This is a genomic window from Kocuria sp. CNJ-770 (assembly GCF_001942375.1).
Taxonomy (GTDB): domain Bacteria; phylum Actinomycetota; class Actinomycetes; order Actinomycetales; family Micrococcaceae; genus Kocuria; species Kocuria oceani.
Genome location: NZ_MKJW01000127.1, coordinates 1 through 19194, shown reverse-complemented (window position 1 = coordinate 19194; position 19194 = coordinate 1). Strand labels below are relative to the sequence as shown.

The 19194-nt window shown below is 74.2% G+C and carries 16 protein-coding genes and 3 pseudogenes; all 19 read left to right on the top strand.

Translation table 11 applies throughout. The annotated features are described in order from the left end of the window. Positions 1-154 precede the first annotated feature (154 nt). Complete coding sequence (locus BJF77_RS20645; protein ID WP_075872739.1) at positions 155-1291, top strand: D-alanyl-D-alanine carboxypeptidase; 1137 nt, start codon at positions 155-157, stop codon at positions 1289-1291. Beyond that, on the top strand, positions 1198-1434 hold the full coding sequence (locus tag BJF77_RS15580; RefSeq protein WP_158041287.1) for a D-alanyl-D-alanine carboxypeptidase: 237 nt from the start codon (positions 1198-1200) through the stop codon (positions 1432-1434). The genes BJF77_RS20645 and BJF77_RS15580 overlap by 94 nt, the downstream gene beginning before the upstream one ends. A 46-nt stretch (positions 1435-1480) precedes the next feature. Continuing rightward, complete coding sequence (locus tag BJF77_RS15575) at positions 1481-2638, top strand: zinc-dependent metalloprotease (RefSeq protein ID WP_047804726.1); 1158 nt, start codon at positions 1481-1483, stop codon at positions 2636-2638. 162 nt (positions 2639-2800) lie between these two features. After that, positions 2801-3280: a hypothetical protein gene (locus tag BJF77_RS15570; RefSeq protein ID WP_047804727.1), complete on the top strand. Its 480-nt coding sequence runs from the start codon at positions 2801-2803 to the stop codon at positions 3278-3280. Continuing rightward, positions 3277-4407: a tRNA lysidine(34) synthetase TilS gene (tilS, locus tag BJF77_RS15565; protein ID WP_075872737.1), complete on the top strand. Its 1131-nt coding sequence runs from the start codon at positions 3277-3279 to the stop codon at positions 4405-4407. The genes BJF77_RS15570 and tilS overlap by 4 nt, the downstream gene beginning before the upstream one ends. Continuing rightward, positions 4397-4948, top strand: a complete 552-nt coding sequence (gene hpt / locus BJF77_RS15560) for a hypoxanthine phosphoribosyltransferase (protein WP_047804729.1) — start codon at positions 4397-4399, stop codon at positions 4946-4948. Before tilS ends, hpt begins: the two co-directional genes overlap by 11 nt. 205 nt (positions 4949-5153) lie before the next feature. After that, positions 5154-7261 (top strand): annotated as a pseudogene (gene ftsH, locus BJF77_RS15555) (ATP-dependent zinc metalloprotease FtsH). A gap of 12 nt (positions 7262-7273) precedes the next feature. After that, positions 7274-8011, top strand: a complete 738-nt coding sequence (gene folE, locus BJF77_RS15550; protein ID WP_139318609.1) for a GTP cyclohydrolase I FolE — start codon at positions 7274-7276, stop codon at positions 8009-8011. A gap of 4 nt (positions 8012-8015) precedes the next feature. Continuing rightward, complete coding sequence (folP, locus tag BJF77_RS22845) at positions 8016-9404, top strand: dihydropteroate synthase (protein ID WP_083665207.1); 1389 nt, start codon at positions 8016-8018, stop codon at positions 9402-9404. Between the two features lies 1 nt (position 9405). Further along, complete coding sequence (folK, locus tag BJF77_RS15540; protein WP_047804732.1) at positions 9406-9933, top strand: 2-amino-4-hydroxy-6-hydroxymethyldihydropteridine diphosphokinase; 528 nt, start codon at positions 9406-9408, stop codon at positions 9931-9933. Between the two features lie 12 nt (positions 9934-9945). Further along, positions 9946-11037 carry a DUF3180 family protein gene (locus BJF77_RS22840; RefSeq protein WP_369821426.1) on the top strand — a complete coding sequence of 364 codons (1092 nt, stop codon included), beginning with the start codon at positions 9946-9948 and terminating at the stop codon, positions 11035-11037. After that, positions 11034-11537: pseudogene (locus BJF77_RS22835) on the top strand (PH domain-containing protein); the annotation flags it as partial. The gene BJF77_RS22840 and the pseudogene BJF77_RS22835, both read left to right, overlap by 4 nt. 151 nt (positions 11538-11688) lie before the next feature. Further along, complete coding sequence (locus BJF77_RS15520) at positions 11689-12579, top strand: PH domain-containing protein (protein WP_075872736.1); 891 nt, start codon at positions 11689-11691, stop codon at positions 12577-12579. Further along, complete coding sequence (locus BJF77_RS15515; protein WP_075872735.1) at positions 12576-13496, top strand: Rossmann-like and DUF2520 domain-containing protein; 921 nt, start codon at positions 12576-12578, stop codon at positions 13494-13496. Before BJF77_RS15520 ends, BJF77_RS15515 begins: the two co-directional genes overlap by 4 nt. Continuing rightward, on the top strand, positions 13493-14350 hold the full coding sequence (panC, locus tag BJF77_RS15510; RefSeq protein WP_075872734.1) for a pantoate--beta-alanine ligase: 858 nt from the start codon (positions 13493-13495) through the stop codon (positions 14348-14350). The genes BJF77_RS15515 and panC overlap by 4 nt, the downstream gene beginning before the upstream one ends. 56 nt (positions 14351-14406) lie before the next feature. Next, on the top strand, positions 14407-15933 hold the full coding sequence (gene lysS / locus BJF77_RS15505; protein ID WP_075872733.1) for a lysine--tRNA ligase: 1527 nt from the start codon (positions 14407-14409) through the stop codon (positions 15931-15933). A 53-nt stretch (positions 15934-15986) separates the two neighbouring features. Next, the gene (locus tag BJF77_RS15500; RefSeq protein WP_047805237.1) at positions 15987-16202 is read left to right on the top strand and encodes a hypothetical protein; all 216 of its coding nucleotides are present in this window, start codon (positions 15987-15989) and stop codon (positions 16200-16202) included. Positions 16203-16503: 301 nt separating this feature from the next. Further along, a complete protein-coding gene (locus BJF77_RS15495; RefSeq protein ID WP_047805238.1) occupies positions 16504-16848 on the top strand; it encodes an Lsr2 family protein in 345 nt (114 codons plus the stop codon). Between the two features lie 476 nt (positions 16849-17324). Next, positions 17325-19194: pseudogene (locus tag BJF77_RS15490) on the top strand (ATP-dependent Clp protease ATP-binding subunit); the annotation flags it as partial.

Below are 19194 nucleotides of genomic sequence, written 5' to 3'. Positions count from 1 at the left end.
AGCCGCTCGTAGCCCACCGTGGTCGACGGGATCGCACCCAGGGCCTTGCCGCAGGCCGATCCGGCCCCGTGCCCGGGAAGACCTGGACGTGGTCGGGCAACGTCAGGAACTTCTCCTTGAGCTGGCGAACATCTGCTGCGCCCGAGGAACGCGGGTGTCCACCCGCCCGGCCGCCGCCCACCCGCACGGCGCCGTGCTCCCGGACCCGGGCGCACCGCTGCCCTCCGCCGCCGAGGTGGCGGCGGCGGTGGGCCCCGCCCTCGACGGCGCCTCCGCCGGGCGGCGCTCCGTCCTGGTGGCCGACGCCCTCACCGGTGCCCCGCTGCACGAGCAGGACCCGGACACCGCCCTGGTGCCGGCCTCCAACCAGAAGCTGGTCACCCTCCTGTCGCTGCTGACCCACGCCGATCCGGGCGAGCGCCTGCGCACCGCCGTCGTCGCGGGGGAGGAGCCGGACACGGTCGTGCTCGTCGCCGGGGGCGACACCCTGCTGCGGCCCGGCCGCTCCGACCCGGACGCGGTGCAGGGCCGCGCCGGCGTGCGGACCCTGGCCCAGGACACGGCCCGCGCGCTCGTCGCCCGGGGGGCGGGCGCGCCCCGCACCGTGCGGTGGGACGCCGGGCTCTTCCCGGGCCCGGCCCTCAACGAGGCCTGGGCCGCCGGGGACGTCGCCGCCGGGCAGATCGGGCCCGTGGCCCCCATGGCGTTCTGGTCCCACCGCGTGCCGGCCGGGGACGTGGCCTCGCCCGCGCGCCCCGGAGACGCCGCGGCGGACGTCGCCGCGGTCTTCGCCGCCGAGCTGCGGGCGGCGCTCGCCGCCGAAGGGATCGCCGCCCCGCCGTTCCGGCTCGCCCCCGGACCGGCGCCCCGGGGAGCGGCCGAGCTGGCCGCGGTGGAGTCCGCCACCCTGGCCGAGCAGGCCGAGCTGATGATCCAGGACTCCGACAACCACCTCGCCGAGGTCCTGTCCCGGATCGCGGCCCGGGCCGCCGGCCACCCGGGCAGCATCACCGGCGGACGCGAGGCCGCGGCCGAGGCGCTCGCGGCCCGGGGGATCGACCCGGCGGGCCTCGTACTCTCCGACGCCTCCGGGATGTCGCTGGACAACCGCATCCCGCCCGCGCCCTCGAGCGCGTGGTGCGGGCCATGGCCGTGGACGGCACCGGCGCGCTGGCCCCGGGGGCCCGCGCGCTGCCGGTGGCCGGCGGATCCGGGACCCTCGCCGACCGGTTCGACGACGAGGCCGAGACCGCCGCCCGAGGACTGGCCCGGGCCAAGACCGGCACGCTGAACACGGTGGTCTCGCTCAGCGGCCACGTCAGCACGCGGGAGGGGCGGCTGCTGACGTTCTCGGTGGTGCTCAACGAGGTCGCCGACCCGGCCGCCGCGCGCGACGCCGCCGACCGCGCCGTGGCGGCCCTCGCCCGACTGTGACGCGCGCGCGGCGGGAGCTCCCAGGCGCGTGTGGTTGCATGAGGCCATGACCACAGCACACCGCACCCCGGAGTCCGCGGCGCCCTCGGCGGCGCCGGGGATCGTCCGCTGGGACCTCGCCGCCGCCGCCGCCGCACGAATCACCCCGCCGGGGCCGAAGCTGTCCGCCGGAGCCAAGCAGGCCGCGGTCGCGTCGATGCGCCGCCACGCCGAGGCGTCCGTGGACCACGTGCACCGCATCACCGGACTGGAGGCCGCCCGGGACCTGAGGGACTCCACGGTCCTGGTGGTGGACCGCGCCGGGTGGGCCCGCGCGAACGCCCAGACCTTCCAGCTGCTCATGGAGCCGGCGGTGGAGGCGCTGCGCCGCCGCCGCCCGGAGCAGTTCGGCGCCGCCGCCACCGCCCTCGGCGGAACGGCCACGGCCATGGAGATGGCCGCGGTGCTGGGCTTCCTCTCGTCGAAGGTCCTCGGCCAGTACGACCCCTACGCGGGACTGGTCTCCGCCCTCGCCGCTCAGCGCCATCCCGGCGGGCGGCTGATGCTCGTGGCCCCCAACATCCTGACCGTGGAGCGGGAGCTCAACGTGGAGCCCGAGGACTTCCGGCTGTGGGTCTGCCTGCACGAGCAGACCCACCGGGTCCAGTTCGCCGCGGCGCCGTGGCTGCGCGCGCACATGATGGAGCAGATCGACGAGCTCGCCGACTCGCTCATGGGCCAGGCCGAGACGCTGGGCGCCCGGCTCACGGAGGCCGTCCGGTCCCTGCCGGGACGGGCCGCCGGCCGCGGGGAGCCCCAGCCCTCCCTGGGCGTGGTGGGCCTGCTGATGGGCCGGCGGGAGCGGGAGGTGCTCTCCCACCTCACCGCCGTGATGAGCCTGCTCGAGGGGCATGCCAACTTCGTGATGGACGGGGTGGACGCCTCGGTGGTGCCCACCGTCAAGACGATCCGGCGGCGCTTCGAGCGCCGCTCGGAGCTGCAGGGCAGCCTGGACCGCTTCGTCCGGCGCCTGCTCGGCATGGACGCGAAGATGCGCCAGTACAGCGACGGACAGCGCTTCGTCTCCGCCGTGGTGCGGGCCGTGGGTCTCGAGGAGTTCAACCGGATCTGGGAGGCCCCGGAGCACCTGCCCACGGAGGCCGAGATCCACGCCCCGGAGCGATGGATCGAGCGCGTCCTGGGTGCCGCCGCACCGCGGCGCTGAGCCCACCGCGCCCACGGCGCCGGAAAATGTGCTAGACGTCGCCGACCCCGCGCTGACATGCAGTTTCATCGAGTTTTCGGGGTGCGCGGACCGGCGCGGCGGCAGCGGTCACAGGCCGACACGCGGTAGGTGAGGATCACCTTTGTGTGACAGTATTTTTACGTGAGCACAGAGAATATCGAACAGCAGGTCAAGCTGTACGGCCAGCCCCTGTCGGAGCGCTTCGGCACCGTGGTGCAGGCCTACGGCATCACGCAACGGCGCCTGGCCGAGGTCCTGGGCCTGTCCGCCCCCATGCTGTCACAGCTCAACAGCGGCCGCCGGATCAAGATCGGCAACCCCGCGGTCTACGAGCGCCTCGTGATGCTGGAGCAGCGCATCGGCACCCCGGACATCGAGGAGACGCTCTCCGCGGTGGAGGCCTCGCAGCCGGTGCTGTCGACCACGCAGATCCAGGCCGGCATCCACAGCGAGACCAACGCCGTGGCCGCCCTGGCCCACGTGGTCCCGCAGCGGGAGCTGGAGGCCGCCCTCGACCTGCTGGGCGACACCGCACCGACCCTGGCCAAGGTCGTGCGCCTGGCCGTGCGGGAGGCCCAGAACCAGCAGGCCGCGAGCGCCCGCGAGGACGCCCGCCGGTGACCCAGTTCGCCCGCCGCGGCCGGCTGTCCCCGGACGTCGCCGCGGGGCGACGCCGTGTGCTCGCCGCCGTCCGGGAGCACGCCCCCCCGACCCGGTCGGGACCCCCGCTCGTGCTGGTCGCCTGCAGCGGAGGGCCGGACTCCCTCGCCCTGGCCGCCGTGGCGGCCCACTTCGCCCGCCGCGGCACGCTGCGCGTGGGCGGGGTGGTGGTGGACCACCGCCTCCAGGAGGGCTCCGCCGCGGTGGCCGAGCGCACCGCGCGCACCCTCGAGGACCTGGGGCTGGCCCCCGTCGTCGTCACCGCCGTGACCGTGCACCCGGGCGGCGGCGGACCGGAGATGGCCGCCCGCACCGCCCGCTACGCGGGGATCGCGGAGGTCGTGGCGCGCACGGGCGCGGACGCCGTGCTGCTCGGGCACACCCTCGACGACCAGGCCGAGTCGGTGCTGCTGGGCCTCGCCCGCGGCTCCGGAACCCGCTCCCTCGCCGGGATGCCCCCGGCGCGCGAGCTCGACGGCGTGACCTACCTCCGGCCCTTCCTCGACCTCTCCCGCGAGCAGGCCCGGCAGATCTGCGCGGCGGAGCAGCTCGAGCCCTGGCACGACCCCACGAACCGGGACACGTCCCTGATGCGCGCCCGGGTCCGCCACCGGGTGCTCCCGCTGCTGGAGGAGGAGCTCGGGCCCGGCCTCGCCCGCGCCCTGGCCCGCTCCGCGGCGATCCTGGGCCCGGACGCCGACTACCTCGACGGCGCCGCCCGGGAGCTGCTCGAGCGGGCCCGGGCCGCCGCCCCCGAGCCGCCGGGTGCGCTGGCCCTGGACCTGGCGACCCTGCGGGCGGCCCACCCCGCGCTGCGGCGCCGCGCCCTGTCCGCGGCCGTGGTCGCCGCCGGCGGGGAGACCCCCGCCCACGAGCGCCTCGGCGCGCTCGACGCCTTCGCCGAGGAGCACGGGGCCGCGGGGCCCGTGCAGATGGCGGGTAAGGTGTCCGTGTGGCGCCGCCGCCCGCCGGCAGGCACCCGTGGTCCGGGACACCTGGAGCTCGTCCGCCCGCGCACCGCGGCCGGGGCGGGCGCCGCCGGCCCGCATCCGATTGACGCATCACACGAGGAGCGCCGTGAAGGCTGAGGACGTCCAGGGGGACCTCACCGAGGTCCTGTTCAGCAAGGAAGAGATCGAGGCGAAGATCGCCGAACTGGCGGCGGCCGTCGACGCCGACTACCAGGGGCGGGACGTGCTGCTCGTGGGCGTGCTCAAGGGCGCGGTCATGGTCATGGCCGATCTGTGCCGGGCGCTCCAGGGCCAGTACCCCATGGACTGGATGGCGGTGTCCTCCTACGGCTCGGGTACCAAGTCCTCCGGGGTGGTGCGCATCCTCAAGGACCTCGACACCGACCTCTCGGGGCGCGACGTCCTGATCGTCGAGGACATCATCGACTCGGGGCTGACCCTGTCCTGGCTGCGCGCGAACCTGGAGTCCCGCCGCGCCGCCTCCGTGGAGGTCTGCGCGCTGCTGCGCAAGCCGGAGGCCGCGAAGACCTCCATCGACGTCAAGTACGTCGGCTGGGACATCCCCAACGAGTTCGTGGTCGGCTACGGGCTGGACTACGACGAGAAGTACCGCAACCTCGACTGCATCGCCACGCTCGCCCCGCACGTCTACGCGTGAGCCGAGTGCCCGGCGCGCGTGCGCCGGGCACTCCCGCCCGCCCGCGTCCGAGCCGGCTGTCCGCTGACAGGGAACTCCCGGCCCGTTCCGGGGGAGACCCGCCGCGCGGGCTGTACATTGAAGGTCTGCGTCCCCTGGACCCCCGGCCCTCGGGCGGGCCCCGGCTCGAGGGGCCCGGACAACCATCCACGGGAGGATCAGCGGCTTGGCCACGGCGAAAAAACCCAACAACTTCTTCAGAGGACCCTGGTTCTGGGTCCTTCTGGCCGTTCTGGTCCTCTTCCCCGTCGTGGGCTCCCTCACGACCGGCGCCGGCAACCGTGTGGACACCAATGTCGGGCTGCAGCTGCTGCGCGACGGGCAGGCCTCCGAGGCCAAGATCTACGACGGCCAGCAGAAGGTCGAGCTCCAGCTCGAGGAGGACCTCAGCCTCGACGGCCGTGACCTGGGGCGCAACGTCGAGTTCTACTACGTCACCCCGCGCGGCGAGGAGGTCGTCGACGCGATGAACGCGGCCGACCTCGAGGGCTTCACGGACCAGCCGGTCGAGTCCAACTGGTTCACCAGCCTGCTCGGCTTCCTCCTGCCGTTCCTGATCATCCTGGCCATCTTCTGGTTCGTCTTCTCCCGGATGCAGGGCGGCGGCTCGCAGGTGATGCGCTTCGGCCGCTCCCGGGCCAAGATGTTCGACAAGGACAACCCCACGGTGACCTTCGCCGACGTCGCCGGGCCGACGAGGCCGTCCAGGAGCTCGACGAGATCAAGCAGTTCCTGGTGGAGCGCGACCGCTTCACCGCCCTCGGCGCGAAGGTCCCCAAGGGCGTGCTGCTCTACGGCCCGCCCGGCACCGGCAAGACCCTGCTCGCCCGGGCCGTGGCCGGGGAGGCCGGGGTGCCCTTCTTCTCCATCTCCGGCTCCGACTTCGTCGAGATGTTCGTGGGCGTGGGCGCCTCCCGCGTCCGCGACCTGTTCCAGCAGGCGAAGGAGAACGCCCCCGCGATCATCTTCGTGGACGAGATCGACGCCGTGGGCCGCCAGCGCGGAGCCGGCATGGGCGGCGGCAACGACGAGCGGGAGCAGACCCTCAACCAGCTCCTGGTCGAGATGGACGGCTTCGACGCCACCACCAACGTCATCCTCATCGCCGCCACCAACCGCCCGGACGTCCTCGACCCGGCGCTGCTGCGCCCGGGCCGCTTCGACCGGCAGATCGGCGTGGAGGCCCCCGACATGAAGGGCCGCCTGCAGATCCTGCGGGTGCACGCCCAGGGCAAGCCGCTGGCGGACAACGTGGACCTCCCCGGCGTGGCCAAGCGCACCCCGGGCTTCACGGGCGCCGAGCTCGCCAACGTGATGAACGAGGCGGCGCTGCTCACCGCCCGGTCCCACGCCCAGCTCATCGACGACCGCGCCGTGGACGAGGCGATCGACCGCGTCATCGCCGGACCGCAGAAGCGCAGCCGGATCATGAAGGAGCTCGAGCGCAAGGTCACCGCCTACCACGAGGGCGGGCACGCGCTCGTGGCCGCGGCCCTGCGCAACACGGACCCGGTCACCAAGATCACGATCCTGCCCCGGGGCCGCGCGCTGGGCTACACCATGGTCATGCCCCTGGACGACAAGTACTCGACCACCCGCAACGAGCTGCTCGACCAGATGGCCTACGCCATGGGCGGGCGGGCCGCCGAGGAGATCGTCTTCCGGGATCCCTCCACCGGCGCCTCCAACGACATCCAGAAGGCCACCGACACCGCGCGCAAGATGGTCACCCAGTACGGGATGAGCGCCCGCGTGGGCTCCATCAAGCTGGGCGGGGACAGCTCCGAGCCGTTCCTGGGCCGCGACGCCGCCGGCGGGGGCCGGGAGTACTCCGAGCACACCGCCGCCCTCGTGGACGAGGAGGTGCGGGCGCTGCTCGACCAGGCCCACGACGAGGCCCACCAGATCCTGATGGACAACCGTCCCGTCCTGGACCGCCTCGCCCTGGAGCTGCTCGAGAAGGAGACGCTGAACGAGGCGCAGGTCGCGGAGATCTTCCACGACATCCGCAAGCGGGACCTGCGCCCGGTGTGGCTGTCCAAGGACACCCGCCCGCTCTCGGAGGACCCGCCGGTGGTCACCCAGGCCGAGCGCGAGGAGGCCCGGCGGATCCACGCCCAGGACCCCGCGACGCTGGCCCCCCAGGACCAGGCGGCCGCCGCGAAGCCGGAGCACCCCCTGGAGGTCCCCGAGCGCGGCCACTCCGTGCCGCCGGGGGAGGGCGCCGGGTCCTCGAGCAGCGCCGGCACCGCCCCGGGCGCCGGCACCGACTGAGCCGGGCCTAGGATGGAGCGACAGCCGGTCGCGTCCGCCGATCCCCGTCGCGTCCGGCAGACCCGGCAGACCCCGAAGGAGGGCGCGTTGCCCCACGAGGCCCACACGCACACGCACGACCTGGCCGCGGAGGCCTTCGAGCCGCCCTATCCCGATCCCGCCCCCGCGCTCGAGGCCGGGGCCGGGGCGGTCGACCAGCCCCGCGTGGCCGCGGCCGTCCGGGAGCTGCTGCTCGCGATCGGCGAGGACCCCGACCGGGACGGCCTGCAGGGCACCCCCGGACGGGTCGCCCGGGCGTACGCGGAGATGTTCGCGGGCCTGCACCAGGACCCCGCCGAGATCCTCGGGACGACCTTCGACATCGGCCACTCGGAGATGGTGCTGGTCAAGGACATCCCGTTCTACTCCACGTGCGAGCACCACCTCGTGCCCTTCCACGGCCACGCGCACGTGGGCTACATCCCCGGCCACGACGGCATGGTCACCGGGCTGAGCAAGCTGGCCCGGCTGGTGGACCTCTTCGCCCGCCGCCCGCAGGTGCAGGAGCGGCTCACCACCCAGATCGTCGAGGCGATCGTGGAGCACCTGAAGCCCGCCGGCGTGATCGTGGTGGTCGAGTGCGAGCACCTGTGCATGTCGATGCGCGGGGTGCGCAAGCCCGGGGCGAAGACCGTCACCTCGGCCGTGCGCGGCCAGCTGCGCGAGCCCGCCACCCGAGCCGAGGCCATGAGCCTCATCCTGGGGCGCTGAGCCGGTGACCACGACCACCCGCACCGCGCACGGGGCCCTCGGCTGGGGCTCCTTCGAGGACCTGCCCAGTGGCCGGACCCTGGTCATGGGCGTCCTCAACGTCACCCCCGACTCCTTCAGCGACGGCGGGGAGCACGCCGGTCACGAGGCGGCGATCGCCCACGGGATGCGGCTGCTCGCCGAGGGCGCCGACGTCCTCGACGTCGGAGGGGAGTCCACCCGCCCGGGCTCGGAGCGGATCACCCCCGCCGAGGAGCAGCGCCGGATCCTGCCCGTGGTGGAGGCCCTCGCAGCGGCGGGGGCGGTGCTCAGCGTCGACACCCTCCACGCCGCCACGGCCGCGGCGGTGCTCGACGCCGGGGCGCACCTCGTCAACGACGTCTCGGGCCTGTCCGTGACCCCGGCGATGGTCGAGGTCGTCGCCGAGCGGCAGGCGCCCTACGTGCTCACGCACGCCCGGGGCACCCCGGCGACCATGGACGGGCTGGCCGACTACGACGACGTCGTCGACGAGGTCCTGGCCGAGCTGGAGACCCTGCGGGACCGGCTGGTCGCCGCCGGCGTGGCCCCCGAGCGGATCGTGCTGGACCCCGGACTGGGCTTCGCCAAGCGCGGGGCGCAGAACTGGGCGCTGCTGCGCGCGCTGCCGCGCTTCACCGCCACGGGCCACCGGGTCCTGGTGGGCGCCTCCCGCAAGCGCTTCCTCGGCGCTCTGCTCGAGACGGACGGCGAGGCCCGGCCCGCGGCCGGGCGCGACACCGCCAGCGCGGCGGTCAGCGCCCTCTCGGCCCACGCGGGCGCGTGGGCCGTGCGGGTGCACGACGTGCGCGCGAGCGCCGACGCCGTGGCCGTCGCGCACGCGTGGCTCGGCACCGAGCCGGCGGTCCTGCGCCCCGGCGCCGCCCGGCGGCCGCGACCGGGGGAGGGGCCCGATGAGCCGCCTGCCCCGCGAGGAGGCCGAGGGCGGGCGCTGCGCGCCGGGGACCGGGCCGGCCGCCAGCACGTGCCGGCGGCCCCGCCGCGCGTGCCCGACCGCCGGGACCGGATCAACCTGCTGGGCATCGGCGCCGTGGGCTACCACGGGGTCCTGGACCAGGAGAAGCGCAGCGGGCAGCCGTTCTTCGTGGACCTCGTGATGTACCTGGACCTCTCCCGGGCCGGGGCCGAGGACGACGTCGCGCTGACCGCTCACTACGGCGAGGTCGCCGAGGAGGTGCGGGACATGGTGATCGGCCCGAGCGTGAACCTGCTCGAGACCCTCGCCGACCGCATCGCCCGCCGCCTGCTCGAGCGCTTCCCCCTCGAGGCGGTGGAGGTCACGGTGCACAAGCCGAAGGCCCCCATCGAGGTGACCTTCTCCGACGTGTCCGTGACGATCTACCGGGAGCGCTGACGTGGCCACCCTGGCGGTCCTCGCCCTCGGCGCCAACCTCGGCGACCGGGAGGACACCCTGCGCCGGGCCGCCCTCGAGCTCGCCGCCCACCCCCGGATCACCCTGGTCCGGAGCTCGCCCGTGGTGCGCTCCAAGCCGGTCGGCGGCCCGCCGGACCAGGGCGACTACCTCAACGCGGTGGTCGAGGTGGACACGGACCTGAGCCCCTTCGCCCTGCTCCGGGCCTGCCAGGAGATCGAGCAGCTCCACCACCGCACCCGGACGCAGCGGTGGGGACCGCGGACCCTGGACATCGACATCGTCGTCTACGGCGAGCTGCGCCTCGACGAGCCGGAGCTGACCGTCCCGCACCTGCGCGCCGCCACGCGGGCGTTCGTGCTGGTGCCCTGGGCGCTGATGGACCCCGCCGCGACCCTCGAGGGACGCCGGGTGGCCGATCTGGCCCGCGAGGCCGAGGACCTCGGCGGCCTGGGCCCGGACACCGTGCCGCTGCTGCCCGCCGGGCCCGGCGGCGAGGACCGGGACTGAGGAGGCCGCGCCGTGCACGTGCTCACCGTCCCCGCCCTGCTGCTGTGCGCCGCCGCCGCCGGAGCCCTCGGCTGGACCGCCAACCGGCTCTCCACGGGGGCGGGCGGGCCGCTGCTGATCCTGCCGTGGGTCTCGCTCGCGGCCGTCGCGGCCGCCGCCGTGGCCCTGCTCGTGCTGGGCGTGCGGGTCAAGCACTACCAGGAGGGCGCGCACCCGGAGCGCTTCGACCCCCTGGTGGCGGCCCGCACCGCCGCCGGCGCGCAGGCGGCGGCCTGGGCGGGGGCCGTGCTCACCGGCTGGCACGCCGCCATCGCCGTCGACCAGCTCGCCCTGCTCTCGGTGCGGTCCGAGCAGGGGCCGCTGTGGGCGTGCCTGGCCCACGCCGCGGCGGGACTGGTCCTCGCCGTCGTCGGCTGGGTCGTGGAGGGCTTCTGCAAGCTCCCGCCGGACGATCCCGAGGCCGAGGCGACGCCGAGTACGGTAGGGGACGGCAGAAGGAGCTCCCCGAGGGAGAAGGTGGTTATGCCCGAGAGATCCCCGAACGGCGCCGTGCGCGGCCCCGCGGACGGGACGCCCGGTGACCCGGTCCCGCTGAGCAACCGGGCGATCGACCCCGACGGGCTCGTGTGGACCCGGGTCTCCCCCCGGCACGTCACGGTGACCGTGCTGTCCGGGCTGGCGGGCACCGTGTTCTGGCTCGCGGTGGTCGGGTGGCCCGCGGTGCTGGCCGGCACGGGCATCTGGTCCGGGGCCCCGCTGGGCTGGCTGCTGCTGCCGCCGGCGGTGGTCCTGGTGATCGGACTGCTCTCCGTGCTCCTGGCCCCCCGGCGGGTGCGGGCGATCGGCTACGCCGAGCGCGGGGAGGACCTGCTCGTGCGCCGCGGGCTGCTCTACCAGCGGGTCACCGTCATCCCCTACGGCCGGATGCAGTACGTGGACGTGTCGGTCTCGCCGCTGCAGCGCAGCTTCGGGCTGGCCACCGTGAAGCTGCACACCGCCGCCGTCGGCAGCCACGCGGAGATCCCGGGGGTCGAGCACGCCGAGGCGTCGCGGCTGCGCGAGCGGCTCACCGCGCGCGGCGAGGCCCTCCTGGCGGGCCTGTGAGCGCCGCCCCTGATCCCGTCCCGGCGCCCGCCCCGGCCGATCCGTGGCACCGGGTCCATCCGCTGACCCCGGTGGTCAAGGGGTGGCTGGCGATCCTCGTGCTCGCGGGCGGCTTCGTCAACATCGTGCTCGACGACCTCGTGAGCGCCTACTTCGGCGGCCGGGACTCCCCGGCCCCGGACTTCGACCCCGGCCGGGTGGACACCGTGTTCTGGTGGGTCCTGGCCGGGATCGTGCTGCTCGTGCTCCTGGTGGCGGGCGCCGTCGTGCTCGTCGCCTGGTGGTTCACCCGCTACCAGGTGACGCCCGAGCACGTGCGGGTGCGCTCCGGGGTGCTCTTCCGCCAGGAGCGCCAGGCCCGCCTGGACCGGGTGCAGGCCATCGACATCCACCGGCCCTTCCTGCCCCGCCTGCTGGGCCTGGCCGAGCTGAAGTTCGAGGTGGCCGACGCCGGGCAGTCCGCGGTGTCCTTGTCCTACCTTACGCACGACCGGGCCCGCGCGCTGCGCGGCGAGCTGCTGGGCCGGCTCGGACTGGCCGCCGCCCGGGAGGCCCCGCCGGCGCGGACCCCGCGGCCGGTCCCGGCGGCCTGCCGGGGCGCCCGCGCGGCGTCCCGCGCCGTGGGCGGCCACCGGCGACGAGGAGCGCCCGGTGCTCGCGGTGCCCGTGCCCCGGCTGCTCGGCTCCGTGCTCGCCTCCGGCTCCGCCGTGGTCCTGGCCGCCCTGCTCGTCGCCGCCCCGGTGGCGCTCGTGCTCGACCCCGTGGCAGGGCCGGCGGTGCTCGCGGCCTGGCTGCCCGGGCTGATCAGCTTCGGGGCGGTGGCCTACCGCCGCTTCGAGCAGGGCTACCGCTTCCGGCTGCTGCGCATCCCCGAGGGCATGCGCGTGCGCTACGGACTGTTCAGCGTCCGCTCCCAGACGGTGCCCACCGGGCGGATCCAGGCAGTGGGGGTGGACCAGCCGCTGCTGTGGCGGCCCTTCGGCTGGTACCGGATCCGGGTCAACGTGGCCGGCTACGGTCCCGCCGCGGGGGAGAGCGACGCCATGCGCTCCACCCTGCTGCCCGTCGGCACCCTGCCGGAGGTGCGCACGGTCCTGCACCTGGCCCTGCCCGGCGCCCGGGACGGGGACCTCACGGCCCTGCTCGGGGAAGGACTGCACGGCCTCGGCGCGCAGGGCCGCTACACCACCTCCCCGCGCCGGGCGCGGTGGCTCGACCCCCTGGTGCACCGCCGCACCGGCTTCGCGGCGACGGAGGACGTGCTCGCCGTCCGGTCGGGCCGGCTGAGCCGCCGCACCGACGTCCTGCCGCACGAGAAGACCCAGTCCGTGGCCGTGTCCCAGGGCCCGCTCGAACGTGCCCTGGGACTCGCGGACGTCCAGCTGCACTCGACCCCCGGGCCGGTGACCGTGGCCGTGGCGCACCTCGACACCGGGGACGCCCGGGCCCTGGCGGCCGCCCAGGCCGCGCACGCCGCCGGGGCCCGTAGACTGGCCGACGCCCCGCGCCACCCCCGAACCCCCCTGCAGGAGAGAGCATGACCCGTCCCTCGGACCGCCCCGGACGCCTCGGGGTGGGGATCGTCAGCGCCGGCAAGGTGGGCGCCGTCCTCGGCGCGGCGCTGCGCGCGGCCGGGCACGCCGTGGTCGGGGTCAACGCGGTCTCGGAGGCCAGCCGGGACCGGGCCGAGGCCCTCCTCCCGGACGTGCCCGTCCTGGACGTGCCCGCCGTCCTGGACCGGGCCGAGCTCGTGCTGCTCGCCGTGCCCGACGACGAGCTGCCCGGTCTCGTGCAGGGCCTCGCCGACGCGCAGCTGTGGCAGGCCGGGCAGCTCGTGGTGCACACCGCCGGACGCTGGGGCACCGGTGTCCTCGACCCCGCCCGCCGGCTGGGGGCCATCCCGCTGGCCGTCCACCCGGCGATGACCTTCACGGGACTGAGCCTGGACCTCGCCCGGCTGAGCGACTGTTCGTTCGGGATCACCGCCCCGGCGCCGGTGCTGCCCATCGCCCAGGCGCTCGTGGTGGAGATGGGGGCCGAGCCGGTGGTCGTCGCCGAGGCCGACCGCCCGCTCTACCACGCCGCCCTCGCCCACGGCGCCAACCACCTGATGACCGTCGCCGGGCAGTCGATGCAGGTGCTGCGCGACATCGGCGTGGAGCACCCGGACCGGATGCTCGGGCCCCTGCTGCGCGCGACCCTCGACAACGCCCTGGCCTCGGGGGAGTCGGCGCTGACCGGCCCCGTCGCCCGCGGGGACGCGGGCACCGTGGCCGCCCACCGCGGGGCCCTGGACGAGTACGCCCACGGGCACCAGGGCGACGACGTCCTGCTGGCCTACCTGGACCTCGCCCGCGTCACCGCCCGCCGCGCCCTGGACCGCGGTCTGCTCGACCGCCCCCGCTACGACGCCGTGCTGGCGGCCCTCGACCTCACCGACGGAAGGGACACCCCGTGACCACCTCCACCACCCCCCGCGTCTGCCGGGGCATCGGGGAGTTCCGCGCCGCCCTCGCCGAGCGCCTCGCCGCGGTGCCCGGCGAGGCGTCGCTGGGGCTGGTGCCCACCATGGGGGCGCTGCACGAGGGGCACGCCCACCTGGTGCGCCTCGCGCGGGAGGAGAACGCCGTGGTCGCGGTCTCGATCTTCGTCAACCCGCTCCAGTTCGGCCCGGACGAGGACCTCGAGCGCTATCCGCGCACCCTCGAGGCCGACCTCGAGCTGCTCGCCCGGTGCGGGGCCGACCTCGTGTTCGCCCCCGCCGTGGAGCAGATGTACCCCGACGGCGAGCCGCTGGTGCGGGTGACCGCGGGGCCGCTGGGTGCCGTGCTCGACGGCGCCAGCCGGCCGGGGCACTTCGACGGCGCGCTCACGGTGGTCAACAAGCTGCTCAACATCACCGCCCCGCCCGGACCGGCTCCCTTCCGGGCCTACTTCGGGGAGAAGGACGCCCAGCAGCTGCTGCTGATGCGCCGGATGGTCGCCGACTTCGACCTGCCGGTCACCGTCCGCCCCGTGCCCATCGTGCGCGACGCCGACGGCCTGGCCCTGTCCTCGCGCAACCGCTACCTCGACGCCGGCCAGCGGCACGCGGCGCTCGTGCTCCCGGCCACCCTGCGGGCGCTCGCGGCCGGGGAGCTGGACCTCGACGCCGCCCGCGCCCGGATCGACGCCGAGGACCAGGTCCGGCTCGACTACCTCGTCGTCGTCGACCCCCGCACGCTGGCGCCCGTGGCGCCCGCTCCCGGGGCCCTCGCCCTCGTCGCGGCGCACGTGGGCGCCACACGGCTGATCGACAACCTGTCCCTCTGAGGTCCCCTGCGCGGACCCCGGGGAGGGATTTGACCCCCGCGATATCCTGGACCACTGTGACCAACGCGCAGAACACCACCCCGACCGTCCAGGACCAGGCCGCCGAGCAGGCCGAGCTCTCCGAGCAGATGCAGTTCCGGCTCGCCAAGCGCGCCCGGCTGCTCGAGTCCGGCCGGGAGGCCTACCCCGTGGGCGTGGAGCGCACGCACACCCTGGCCCAGGTCCGGCAGGCCCACGGCCACCTGGAGCCCGGCGAGGAGACCGGGCAGTTCGTGGGCGTGGCCGGGCGCGTGGTGTTCGTGCGCAACACCGGCAAGCTGTGCTTCGCGACCCTCCAGGAGGGCGACGGCACCCGCCTGCAGGTCATGCTCTCCCTCGCGAAGGTGGGCGAGGAGTCCCTGGCCGAGTGGAAGCAGCTCGTGGACCTCGGCGACTTCGTGGCCGTCCACGGCGAGGTCGTGGCCTCCCGCCGCGGCGAGCTGTCCGTCATGGCCGACGCCTGGTCCATGGCCTCGAAGGCCCTGCGGCCCCTGCCCACGCTGCACAACGAGCTCAACGACGAGACCCGGGTGCGCCGGCGCTACCTCGACCTCATCGTCCGGCCCGAGGCCCGCGACGTCGTGGTGAAGCGGGCGCGGATCATCCAGACGGTGCGCAACGTCCTGGTCGAGCGCGGCTACGTGGAGATCGAGACGCCCATCCTGCAGCTGGTGCACGGCGGGGCGAGCGCCCGGCCGTTCGAGACCCATCTGAACGCCTTCGACCAGGACATGACCCTGCGCATCGCCACGGAGCTCTACCTCAAGCGCGCCGTGGTGGGCGGGATCGAGCGGGTCTTCGAGATCGGCCGGGTCTTCCGCAACGAGGGCGTCGACTCCTCGCACAGCCCGGAGTTCACCACCCTGGAGGCCTACGAGGCCTACGCCGACCAGTTCACGATGGCCGAGCGGATCCAGGAGATCATCCTCGCGTGCGCCGACGCCCTGGGCGTGGACACGATCGAGACCGAGCGGGGCACGATCGACCTGCGCGGACCGTGGCGCTGGCTCTCGGTGTACCCCGCGCTGTCCGAGGCCGTGGGCCGGACGATCACCCCGCGGACGCCCGTGGAGGAGCTCCGCCGGGTCGCCGAGGAGCACGAGGTCGCCGTGGACCCGGCCTGGGACGCGGAGAAGCACGTCCTCGAGCTGTTCGGGGAGATCGTGGAGCCCACGCTGCTCCAGCCGACCTTCGTGTGCGACTACCCGCCCACGGCGCAGCCGCTGGCCCGTCAGCACCGCTCCGAGCACGGGCTGATCGAGGCCTGGGACCTCATCATCGGCGGCATGGAGCGCGGCACCGCCTTCTCCGAGCTGATCGACCCGGTGGTGCAGCGGGAGCGGCTCACCGAGCAGTCCCGCCGCGCCGCCGCCGGTGACGCCGAGGCCATGCGCCTGGACGAGGACTTCCTGCGCGCCCTCGAGCACGGCGCCCCGCCCATGGGCGGGCTGGGCCTGGGCCTGGACCGGCTGATCATGCTGTTCACCGACCTCGGGATCCGGGAGACCATCCTGTTCCCCCTCATGAAGCCGGAGCAGGACTGAGCCCGTCCGCGGGCCCTCAGCCTCCGTCCAGACCGTCCCGGGAGAATCGCCCCATGGAATACCTCGTGGTCCTGCTGCCCTCCATCAGCGTCGGCATCATCTTCTGGCTGGTCCTGCGGTCGATCCTCCGCGGCGACCGGAGCGAGCGCGCCGCCGAGTCCCGCTCCCAGGAGGACGCGCAGCGCTGGTACGAGCAGATCCGGGAGCGCGACGGCGCCGATGTGCCCTTCGGCCACCGGCGGCGCCGCGGGCGCGGCACGCCGCGCTGACCCGCCGCTCTCCGTCCGCGGCGCCCGGGGGCCTTTCCGATGAATTCGGATCGGTGCCGGGTTTCTTCGCCGAGTTTCCCCGGGAATCCCACCGGAACTTATCCCCTTTTTCGTGCTGACGAATTGTGCCGCGAAATTGTAGGATAAAGTCGGCACCGGGAACACGAGTTCCCGGTGCCGGCCGGAATTCATGATCCGGGCCTACCGTTCCGGCACGGGGGAATCAGCAGCAGTTCAGGTCGTGCCGGACCGGCACGACCTCAGCAGGACGAACGCCGAAAGGCGGAGGAGAGTTTCAGCCATGGCACAGACCGTGAAGATCATTCTCGAGGACGACCTCGACGGCGGACCGGCCGAGGAGACCGTCCGCTTCGGGCTGGACGGGACCCAGTACGAGATCGATCTCTCCGAGGAGAACGCCGCGAAGCTGCGCGACGCCGTGCGGCCCTTCATCGCCAAGGCCCGGCGGGCCCAGAGCAAGCAGTCCCCGAAGCAGGCACGCTCCGGCGGCGCCCGCCCCACCGGCAGGTCCAACCCGGACACCGCCGCGATCCGGCAGTGGGCCCGGGAGAACGACCTCCCGGTCTCCGACCGCGGCCGCATCCACCAGGACGTGCAGAAGGCGTACTACGACGCCCACCAGTGAGCGGCTCCGCACCGGTGCCCGGGAAACCACCCGGCGCCGGTGCGGACACCAGCAGGAGGGGCCGGGATTCCGGCCCCTCCTTTTGTGTTCGGCCGGAGTTCCGCCACGGCCCCGCCATAACGCCGTCATAACACCGCCATAACCCTGCTCTAACTCCGGCAGCTCTCCGGCGGCATTCCCTGCGGGCGCGTTCTGCGGGCGCCGCGTCCGTTCTGCGCCGGGCCGGGGATATTTCCGCGCACGGATCCCGCCCTGCCGCCGGAATAGCCGGGGGCCGGTGCGGGGGCACGGGCGCCGTAATTGCGTCGGTGACCTGCGCTTTCGGTGGTGCGGACGCAAATGCCGATATCGGCCGGGCCTTTTCCGCGGCGCGGGCCGGACCCGTGCCGGCGGGCCGTCTCGCCGGTGGCGAACAGCCCCCCGATCGGGCTCCCGGGTGCGTAGCATCGTCTGCAGACATCGACTGAGGAGTATCCATGTTCGAACGCTTCACCGACCGCGCCCGCCGGGTCGTGGTGCTGGCCCAGGAAGAGGCCAGGATGCTCAACCACAACTACATCGGCACCGAGCACCTGCTGCTCGGGCTGATCCACGAGGGCGAGGGAGTGGCCGCCAAGCGCTCGACTCGATGGGCATCACCCTCACCGGCGCCCGCGAGCAGGTCCAGGACATCATCGGCCCGGGCCAGCAGGCCCCGTCCGGGCACATCCCCTTCACCCCGCGCGCCAAGAAGGTCCTCGAGCTCTCCCTGCGCGAGGCCCTCCAGCTCGGCCACAACTACATCGGCACCGAGCACATCCTGCTGGGCATCATCCGCGCCGGCGAGGGCGTGGCCGCGCAGGTGCTGACCAAGCTCGGCGCGGAGCCGCAGAAGGTGCGCTCCACCGTGCTGGAGCTGATCTCCGGCTACCAGGGCGGCGGGACCCCCGAGAAGGAGGGCGCCGGCGTGCGCTCGGCCGGGCAGTCCGAGGGCACCCCCGCCGGGTCGGCGGTGCTGGACCAGTTCGGCCGCAACCTCACCGCGGCCGCCCGCGAGGGCAAGCTGGACCCGGTCATCGGGCGCTTCCGCGAGATGGAGCGCGTGATGCAGATCCTCTCCCGGCGCACCAAGAACAACCCGGTGCTGATCGGCGAGCCCGGCGTCGGCAAGACCGCGGTGGTCGAGGGCCTGGCCCAGGCCATCGTGCGCGGCGACGTCCCCGAGACCCTCAAGGACAAGCACCTCTACACCCTGGACCTCGGCTCCCTCGTGGCGGGCTCCCGCTACCGCGGTGACTTCGAGGAGCGGCTCAAGAAGGTGCTCAAGGAGATCCGCACCCGCGGGGACATCATCCTGTTCATCGACGAGATCCACACCCTCGTCGGCGCCGGCGCGGCCGAGGGCGCGATCGACGCCGCGTCGATCCTGAAGCCCATGCTCGCCCGCGGGGAGCTGCAGACCATCGGCGCGACCACGCTCGACGAGTACCGCAAGCACATCGAGAAGGACGCCGCCCTGGAGCGCCGCTTCCAGCCGATCCAGGTGGACGAGCCCTCCGAGGCGCACGCCGTGGAGATCCTCAAGGGCCTGCGCGACAAGTACGAGGCCCACCACCGCGTCTCCATCTCGGACGAGGCCCTCGAGGCCGCCGTCCACCTGGCGGCCCGGTACATCTCCGACCGCTTCCTCCCGGACAAGGCGATCGACCTGATCGACGAGGCCGGCGCCCGGCTGCGGATCAAGCGGATGACCGCTCCGCCGGAGATCAAGGAGCTCGACGACCGCATCATTGAGGTGAAGCGGCTCAAGGAGGCCGCCATCGACGGCCAGGACTACGAGAAGGCCGCCTCGCTGCGCGACACCGAGCAGAAGCTCATCGCCGAGCGCGACGACAAGGACCGGGCCTGGCGCGAGGGCGGTGACGAGCTCGCCGAGGTGACCCCCGAGGTCATCTCCGACGTGCTCTCCGCCTCCACCGGGGTGCCCGTGTACAAGCTCACCGAGGAGGAGACGGGCCGTCTCCTGCACATGGAGGACGAGCTGCACAAGCGCATCATCGGCCAGGACGACGCCATCAAGGCGCTGTCCCGCTCGATGCGGCGCACCCGCGCCGGCCTGAAGGACCCGAAGCGTCCCGGCGGCTCGTTCATCTTCGCCGGCCCCACCGGCGTGGGCAAGACCGAGCTCGCGAAGGCGCTCGCGGAGTTCCTGTTCGGGGACGAGGACGCCTCATCACCCTGGACATGTCCGAGTACCAGGAGAAGCACACCGTCTCGCGCCTGTTCGGGGCCCTCCCGGCTACGTGGGCTACGAGGAGGGCGGGCAGCTCACCGAGAAGGTGCGCCGCAAGCCGTTCTCCGTGGTGC

Excerpts from the sequence above, each read along its gene's own strand:
- BJF77_RS15575 (WP_047804726.1), top strand. The coding sequence starts at position 1,481 with ATGACCACAGCACACCGCACCCCGGAGTCCGCGGCGCCCTCGGCGGCG.
- BJF77_RS15515 (WP_075872735.1), top strand. The coding sequence starts at position 12,576 with ATGACCCGTCCCTCGGACCGCCCCGGACGCCTCGGGGTGGGGATCGTC.
- BJF77_RS15500 (WP_047805237.1), top strand. The coding sequence starts at position 15,987 with ATGGAATACCTCGTGGTCCTGCTGCCCTCCATCAGCGTCGGCATCATC.
- folE (WP_139318609.1), top strand. The coding sequence starts at position 7,274 with ATGGAGCGACAGCCGGTCGCGTCCGCCGATCCCCGTCGCGTCCGGCAG.
- BJF77_RS15495 (WP_047805238.1), top strand. The coding sequence starts at position 16,504 with ATGGCACAGACCGTGAAGATCATTCTCGAGGACGACCTCGACGGCGGA.